Here is a 6,043-nt window from a genome sequence, read left to right on the forward strand (position 1 = left end):
CCGCTGCGAGACCGACAAGCCCTACGACCTGGAGCTGTGGCGCACCCTGGCCGCCGACGTCGGCGCCGCCGGGCTGCTGGTCCCGGAGGAGGCCGGCGGGCACGGCTCGACCGCCCGGGAAGCCGCGGTCGTGCTGGAGGAGCTCGGCCGGTACGTGGCGCCGGTGCCGTTCCTGGGCAGCGCGGTGCTCGCCACCACGGCGCTGCTCGGCGCCGGCTCGGGTGACGACGTGACGGCGCTGCTCGCGTCGCTGGCCGCCGGGGAGTCGACCGGTGCGCTCGGCGTGCCGCTGCCCACCGCCCCCGGAGCGGCCTTCCCCGGCACCGTCCGGGTGCAGAACGGCCGGCTGACCGGCCGGGTGACCTCGGTGGCCGACGTGCTCGTCGCCGACCTGCTGGTGCTGCCGGCGGTCGGGCCGGACGGACCGGAGCTGCATGCGGTGCGCACCTCGGGCGAGGGCGTCACGGTCACCCCGGTGGTCTCGCTGGACCTGACCCGGCCGATCGGCGACGTGACGCTGACCGACGCGCCGTCCATCCGGCTCGCCGGACCGGAGCGGGCCGAGCAGGCGCTGGCCGGCGCGCTGCTGACCGGCGCCGGCCTGCTGGCCTCCGAGCAGCTCGGGATCGCCGAGTGGTGCCTGGCCAGCACGGTCGGCTACCTCAAGGAGCGCAAGCAGTTCGGCCGCACGGTCGGCGGGTTCCAGTCGCTCAAGCACCGGATGGCCGACATCTGGGAGCAGCTCGTACTGGCCCGGGCGACCGCCAGGTACGCAGCGGACACGCTGGCCGCCGGGGACGCCGACGCGCCGGTCGCGGTGAGCATCGCGCAGTCGCTGTGCGCGTCCGTCGCGGTGTACGCGGCCGAGGAGTGCGTCCAGCTGCACGGCGGGATCGGCATGACCTGGGAGCACCCGGCGCACCTGTACCTCAAGCGCGCCAAGGCCGACGAGATCGCGTTGGGCAGTCCCGGCCAGCACCGGGCGCGGCTCGCCCCGCTGATCGACCTGCCAGGCCCGGCCTGAGGCATCCCGTGTCCGAGCCCCTGCCCGACGATCTGTGGCCGGACGTCAAGCCGGACGCGGCGCGCCGGCTGATGGCGGCCGCGATCGACTCGTTCGCCACCCGCGGCTACCACGCCACGACCACCAGGGACATCGCCAACGCGGCCGGGATGAGCCCGGCCGCGTTGTACGTCCACTTCCCGTCCAAGGCGGCCGTGCTGTCCGCGATCAGCCGCAGCGGGCACGAACAGGCGCTGGCGATGATCCACGGGGTCGTGGTCAGCACCAAGGACCCGGTGGAGGCGATCGGGCTGCTCACGCAGAAGTTCGTCGCCTGGCACGCCAAGCGGCACCGGGTGGCCCGGGTCGTGCAGTACGAGCTGAACGCGCTGCCCGAAGAGGACTACCGCGCCATCGCCGACCTGCGGCGGCGCACCGAACAGCTGGTCCGGGACGTGATCGGCGACGGGGTGCGCAGCGGGGCGTTCGAGGTCACCGACGCCCGGACGGCGGCACGCGCCGTGCTGTCGCTGGGCGTCGACGTCGCCCGCTGGTACACCGACGGCGGCAAGCCCTCGCCGGGCATGCTCGGCCGGCAGTACGCCGATCTCGTGCTGCGCATGCTGGGTGCCAAGATGCCCTAGTGCAGACCCCTGCTGAGCTGGCCGTCGCCATCGACCTCGGCGGCACCTCGATCAAGGCGGCGTTGGCGGACGCCACCGCGACTCCGGTGCACACGGTGCGGGTGCCGACCCGGCGGCGCGACGGGGTGGTCGAGGTCGAACAGCTCGCCGAACTGGTCGACCTGCTGTCGGAGCACGCGGCCACGCTCGGCGCGACGGTGCGCGGGCTCGGGATCGCGGTGCCCGGGATCGTCGACGGGGAGCGGGGCGTGGTGCGCTTCACCGCCAACCTCGGCTGGCGCGACGTGGCGCTGCGCGACGTGCTGGCCGCGCGGACCGGGCTGCCGATGCGCATCGAGCACGACGTGCGCACGGGCGGCCTTGCCGAGTTCACCCTCGGCGCCGCGGCCGGGGTGCGCAACGCGATGTTCATGCCGGTGGGCACCGGCATCGCGGCGGCGTTCCGAGTGGACGGCCACGACTTGACCGCCGACGGGTACGCCGGGGAGATCGGGCACGCCATCGCCGACCCGGACGGCCCGGCCTGCGGCTGCGGCGCCCGGGGCTGCCTGGAGGCATTCGCCTCGGCATCGGCCATCGCCCGCCGCTACACCGAGCACACCGGCGAACCGGTCGACGGCGCCGCCGGGGTCGTGGCCCGCTTACGCGCCGGCGACGCCGTCGCCCAGCGAATCTGGGACGAGGCGATCGCCGCCATGGCCACCGTCCTCACCACGGCCGTCGTCCTGCTGGCCCCCGAGGTGATCGTGATCGGCGGCGGCCTGGCCGAGGCCGGCGAACTCCTCCTGGCCCCCCTGCGCACCGAACTGGAAACCCGGCTCACCTTCCACCGCCGCCCCCGACTCGTCCCAGCCTTCCTCGGCGACAACGCCGGCTGCATCGGCGCCGCCCTCCTAGCCTGGCGCGCCACCCACCCCTAACCCCAATGCCGGGAAGTTAAGGACTGGGCCGGTCTGTCAAGCCGGCTGAGATGGCAACGGAGTTCCTGTTAGAACAGTGTCGACCAAGATCACTGTCGGCAGGAACTCCGTTGGATGCTCAGTTTGTCATCACGCGCTCGGCGAGCGTGGCTGAGGGGCCTTTCGCGCCTGGTCACCTTGGGGAGCTGACCCAGCAGGTGCCGTTCGAGCTGGTCGATGAGGTGGTGGCCTCGACCGGGCGAATGCAGGCTCGGGTGCGGGATCTGCCGTCGCGGGTGGTGGTGTATCTGCTGTTGGCGGCGGGTCTGTTCGCCGAACTGGGGTATCGGCAGGTGTGGGCGCGGCTGGTCGCGGGTCTGGGCGGGTTGCCGGTGGCCATGCCGAGTTCCTCGGCGTTGAGCCAGGCGCGTCGCCGCCTCGGCGTGGCCCCGTTGCGGGCGTTGTTCACCCTGGTGGCCGGTCCGGCCGCCGGGACGGCCCGGTGGCGGGGCCTGCTGGTGTGCGCGATTGATGGCACCAGCCTGTTCGTGCCGGACAGCCCAGCGAACCTGGCCCGCTATGGGCGGCAGACCGGCACCCATGGCGGCTCGGGGTATCCGATGCTGCGGCTGGTGGCGGTGGTGGCCTGCGGCACCCGCACCGTGCTGGACGCGGTGTTCGGTCCGCTGGGCGTCGGTGAGATCAGCATGGCGCCGCGCCTGTTTGGGTGTCTGCGGCCGGGAATGCTGCTGTTGGCCGACCGCAACTTCGCCGTCGCCGACCTGATCGGCCGCATTGCCTCGACGGGTGTGGACCTACTCATCCGCTGCAAGAACGGCCGCGCCCTGCCGCCGATCCGTCGGCTGGGCGATGGGTCCTGGCACGCGCTGCTGGGCGGCGTGACCGTCCGAGTGATCGACGCCGAGATCACCGCCACTCTCGGCCGCCGCAAGCAGCACACCGGCCACTACCGGCTGGTCACCACCCTGCTCGACCCACACCGCCACCCGGCCGCCGAGATCGTCGCGCTCTACCACCAGCGATGGGAGATTGAGACCACCTACCTGGAGCTGAAGTCCACCATCCTAGGCGGACGGGTGCTGCGCGCCCGCACCCCCGACGGCGTTGACCAAGAGATCTACGCCCTGCTCGTCACCTACCAGGCGCTGCGGCTCTGCATCGGTGACGCCACTCTCGGCCACCCCACCGCCAACCCCGATCGAGCCGGTTTCACCATCGCCCTGCACGCCGCCCGCGACCAACTCATCCACGCCGCCGGCGTCCTCACCGACACCACCATCGACCTGGTCGGCAAGATCGGCCACGCCGTCCTCACCGACCTCCTGCCCCCTCGCCGAACCAGGATCTGCCCCCGCGTCGTCAAACGCGCCATCTCCAAACACCGCGCCAAAGGCAACATCGACCGCACCAACTACCAAGCCAACATCACCATCAACATCAACGGCGCGCCGCCGTTGACAACACACCACGACCCATAACTGAGCGGCATTGCCCCTAACCCCGCGAGTCCCCACTCCACAACCCGCGAGTCCCCACTTCAGAACCCGCGAGTCCCCACTTCAGAACCCGCGAGTCCCCATTTCGGGCACGCGAGTTCCCTGTTCGAGCAGCCCGGGCCTCGGCTCCAACAACCTCCCGGCCGGAGGCCGGCGCCGCAGGCGCGCTGCGCGCAGTGCTCAGCCGTCACTGATGACCCCGCGCCCGAATGCGCGCAGGCACCCGACCTTCAGTCGACAGGCCCATGCCGGGAGGTGTCGCGGTGAGCCCGTTGGGCGCGTCCGGATGGCCGGGCGGGGCGAGAGTCAGCAACGCCCGCAGTGTCCACACCGGACATGCGGCGTATGACCAGTAGACCTGAACCGGGGCGAACACATCCACGCCGGGACCGGTGGGACAGCGCCACGCCGCAGCCCGGTCCTGGTCGAACAGCACGACCACATCAGCGGTGCCGCCCCAGTTCAGCACGGCCGCGACCGTGGCCGGCCCGTGTCGGTCGTCGTGCTCGAACTGATGGACGACGTAGCCGCACCGGCCGAGTCGATCCAACAGGATGTGCAGTTCGTCGTTCATGCCGCGTCCCGCGTGGACGCCGACCGGACCAGAGTGCTCACAGCGGCACGTTAGGAATCGACACGGGGAGTCGGGTAGGACGGCGCGTCCCATTGCCCGAACGGGTCTACCTGGAAACCGCCCCGATACGCAGGGCCAACTCGCGTAGCGGCGTGCTGACCCGGCGCTCCCGCTCGACCAACTCGCCCACCACCTGTCGGGGCAACGTCTGATACTTGATCCAGTCGGGAGCCAGTTGCTCCATCGTCAGCACCGTGTGCAGAGCCTGATCGTCGCGACCAACCCGAAGCTGCGCCAGCGCGACATCGGCCAGGTGCCGGGCCCGGGTCGCCAACGGCAGCACGGCGTCCCGGGGCATGGCCTTGGCCGCCCGCAACGCTTCCGGGAAATCGTCCGTCACCACGGCCACATCCACGGCCAGCATCGCCACCTTGGCCGGGCCGAATGTGGTCTGGTGATCGGCGCGGTCATAGCCGAGACGACCGGCCATCTCCCCGGCCTGCGCGAGCAGGTCCCGCGCGCTGTCCCGCTTCTGAGCCCGGGCGGCGGCGGTGGCGGCGGTCACCGACAGGATCCCGAACGCCGAAAGCTCAGACTCCGACGAGTCACCGTGCGGCTCAACGTCCCGCGCAGCGACCACGGCGACCCGCTCGGACTCCTCGTAACGGCCCTGCACCAGCAGTTGCCAGGCCACCGACACCCGCATCGCCGCGAACAACAACGCATCGTCGCTGTCCAAGGCCGCCCGCAACGCCTCCCGGACAGCCAGGAAACCGGCGTCCTGGTGACCGAGGTGAACGAGCGTGTCGCCGGCCGCCTGATATGCCCGCGCCAGCGCGTGGGCCGCCCGGGGGCGCTCGGCACTCGCGACGGCCCGACAGGTGGCGCGCAGGTGCATCAGCGCTGTGGGCAGCAACGTCGAGAGCAGCTCATACCGGCCGGCCCAGTACGCCCCCCACAGGTAGGTGACGGTGCGCTCCGCCTCCTCCAGCGTCAGCGGTGCGCTCTCGATGACATCCATATCGAGCAGATCATCGACCGGTGTCAGTGCCCGGCGGATCGCCACCACGCCAGCCATCGGATCCGGCGACGGCGGCGGAGCCGGCTTGCCGAGCAACTCCACGATGCTGACGTCCAACGCCCGGGCGATCCGTTGCAGGCTGCCGATGCTGGCCGTGTGCCGCCGCCCCTGCTCCAACTTCCGGATCAGGTCGACGCTGACCTGCGCGCGGTCGGCCAACTCCCGCTGTGACAGCAGCTTGCCACGCAGCCCGCGGATACGTCCGCCAAGATCCAACCGGTCGTCCACGACGACACCTCTCGCCTGTAGACCCCTCGCCGCTCCGGACCAGCGACCAGAGGCCACCTCGGCGCGAGGGACAAGTCCCAGCGTACGACGCCCCTCC

6 protein-coding genes are annotated in these 6,043 nt (G+C 71.6%); 4 read left to right on the top strand and 2 right to left on the bottom strand.

Annotation, left to right across the window (positions count from 1 at the left end; all coding sequences use genetic code 11):
* From VFO68_RS17155 to VFO68_RS17170, 4 genes are all read left to right on the top strand, one after another.
* Nucleotides 1-1,024 (top strand): acyl-CoA dehydrogenase family protein (locus VFO68_RS17155; RefSeq protein WP_325159305.1); only part of this gene is annotated, 1,024 nt, incomplete at its 5' end.
* A gap of 8 nt (nucleotides 1,025-1,032) precedes the next feature.
* Nucleotides 1,033-1,647 carry a TetR/AcrR family transcriptional regulator gene (locus VFO68_RS17160; protein WP_414635521.1) on the top strand — a complete coding sequence of 205 codons (615 nt, stop codon included), beginning with the start codon at nucleotides 1,033-1,035 and terminating at the stop codon, nucleotides 1,645-1,647.
* The gene (locus tag VFO68_RS17165; protein ID WP_325159306.1) at nucleotides 1,647-2,567 is read left to right on the top strand and encodes an ROK family protein; all 921 of its coding nucleotides are present in this window, start codon (nucleotides 1,647-1,649) and stop codon (nucleotides 2,565-2,567) included. Before VFO68_RS17160 ends, VFO68_RS17165 begins: the two co-directional genes overlap by 1 nt.
* A 50-nt stretch (nucleotides 2,568-2,617) precedes the next feature.
* Nucleotides 2,618-4,045 (top strand): IS4 family transposase, encoded by a 1,428-nt coding sequence (locus tag VFO68_RS17170; protein WP_325159307.1) that lies wholly within the window; start codon nucleotides 2,618-2,620, stop codon nucleotides 4,043-4,045.
* 205 nt (nucleotides 4,046-4,250) lie between these two features.
* On the opposite strand, the gene VFO68_RS17175 is transcribed toward VFO68_RS17170, so the two are convergent.
* On the bottom strand, nucleotides 4,251-4,637 hold the full coding sequence (locus tag VFO68_RS17175) for a hypothetical protein (RefSeq protein ID WP_325159308.1): 387 nt from the start codon (nucleotides 4,635-4,637) through the stop codon (nucleotides 4,251-4,253).
* 106 nt (nucleotides 4,638-4,743) lie between these two features.
* A complete protein-coding gene (locus VFO68_RS17180) occupies nucleotides 4,744-5,946 on the bottom strand; it encodes a helix-turn-helix transcriptional regulator (RefSeq protein WP_325159309.1) in 1,203 nt (400 codons plus the stop codon).
* Nucleotides 5,947-6,043: the final 97 nt, after the last annotated feature.

The organism is Actinophytocola sp. (assembly GCF_035712165.1).
Classification (GTDB): Bacteria; Actinomycetota; Actinomycetes; order Mycobacteriales; family Pseudonocardiaceae; genus DASYTH01.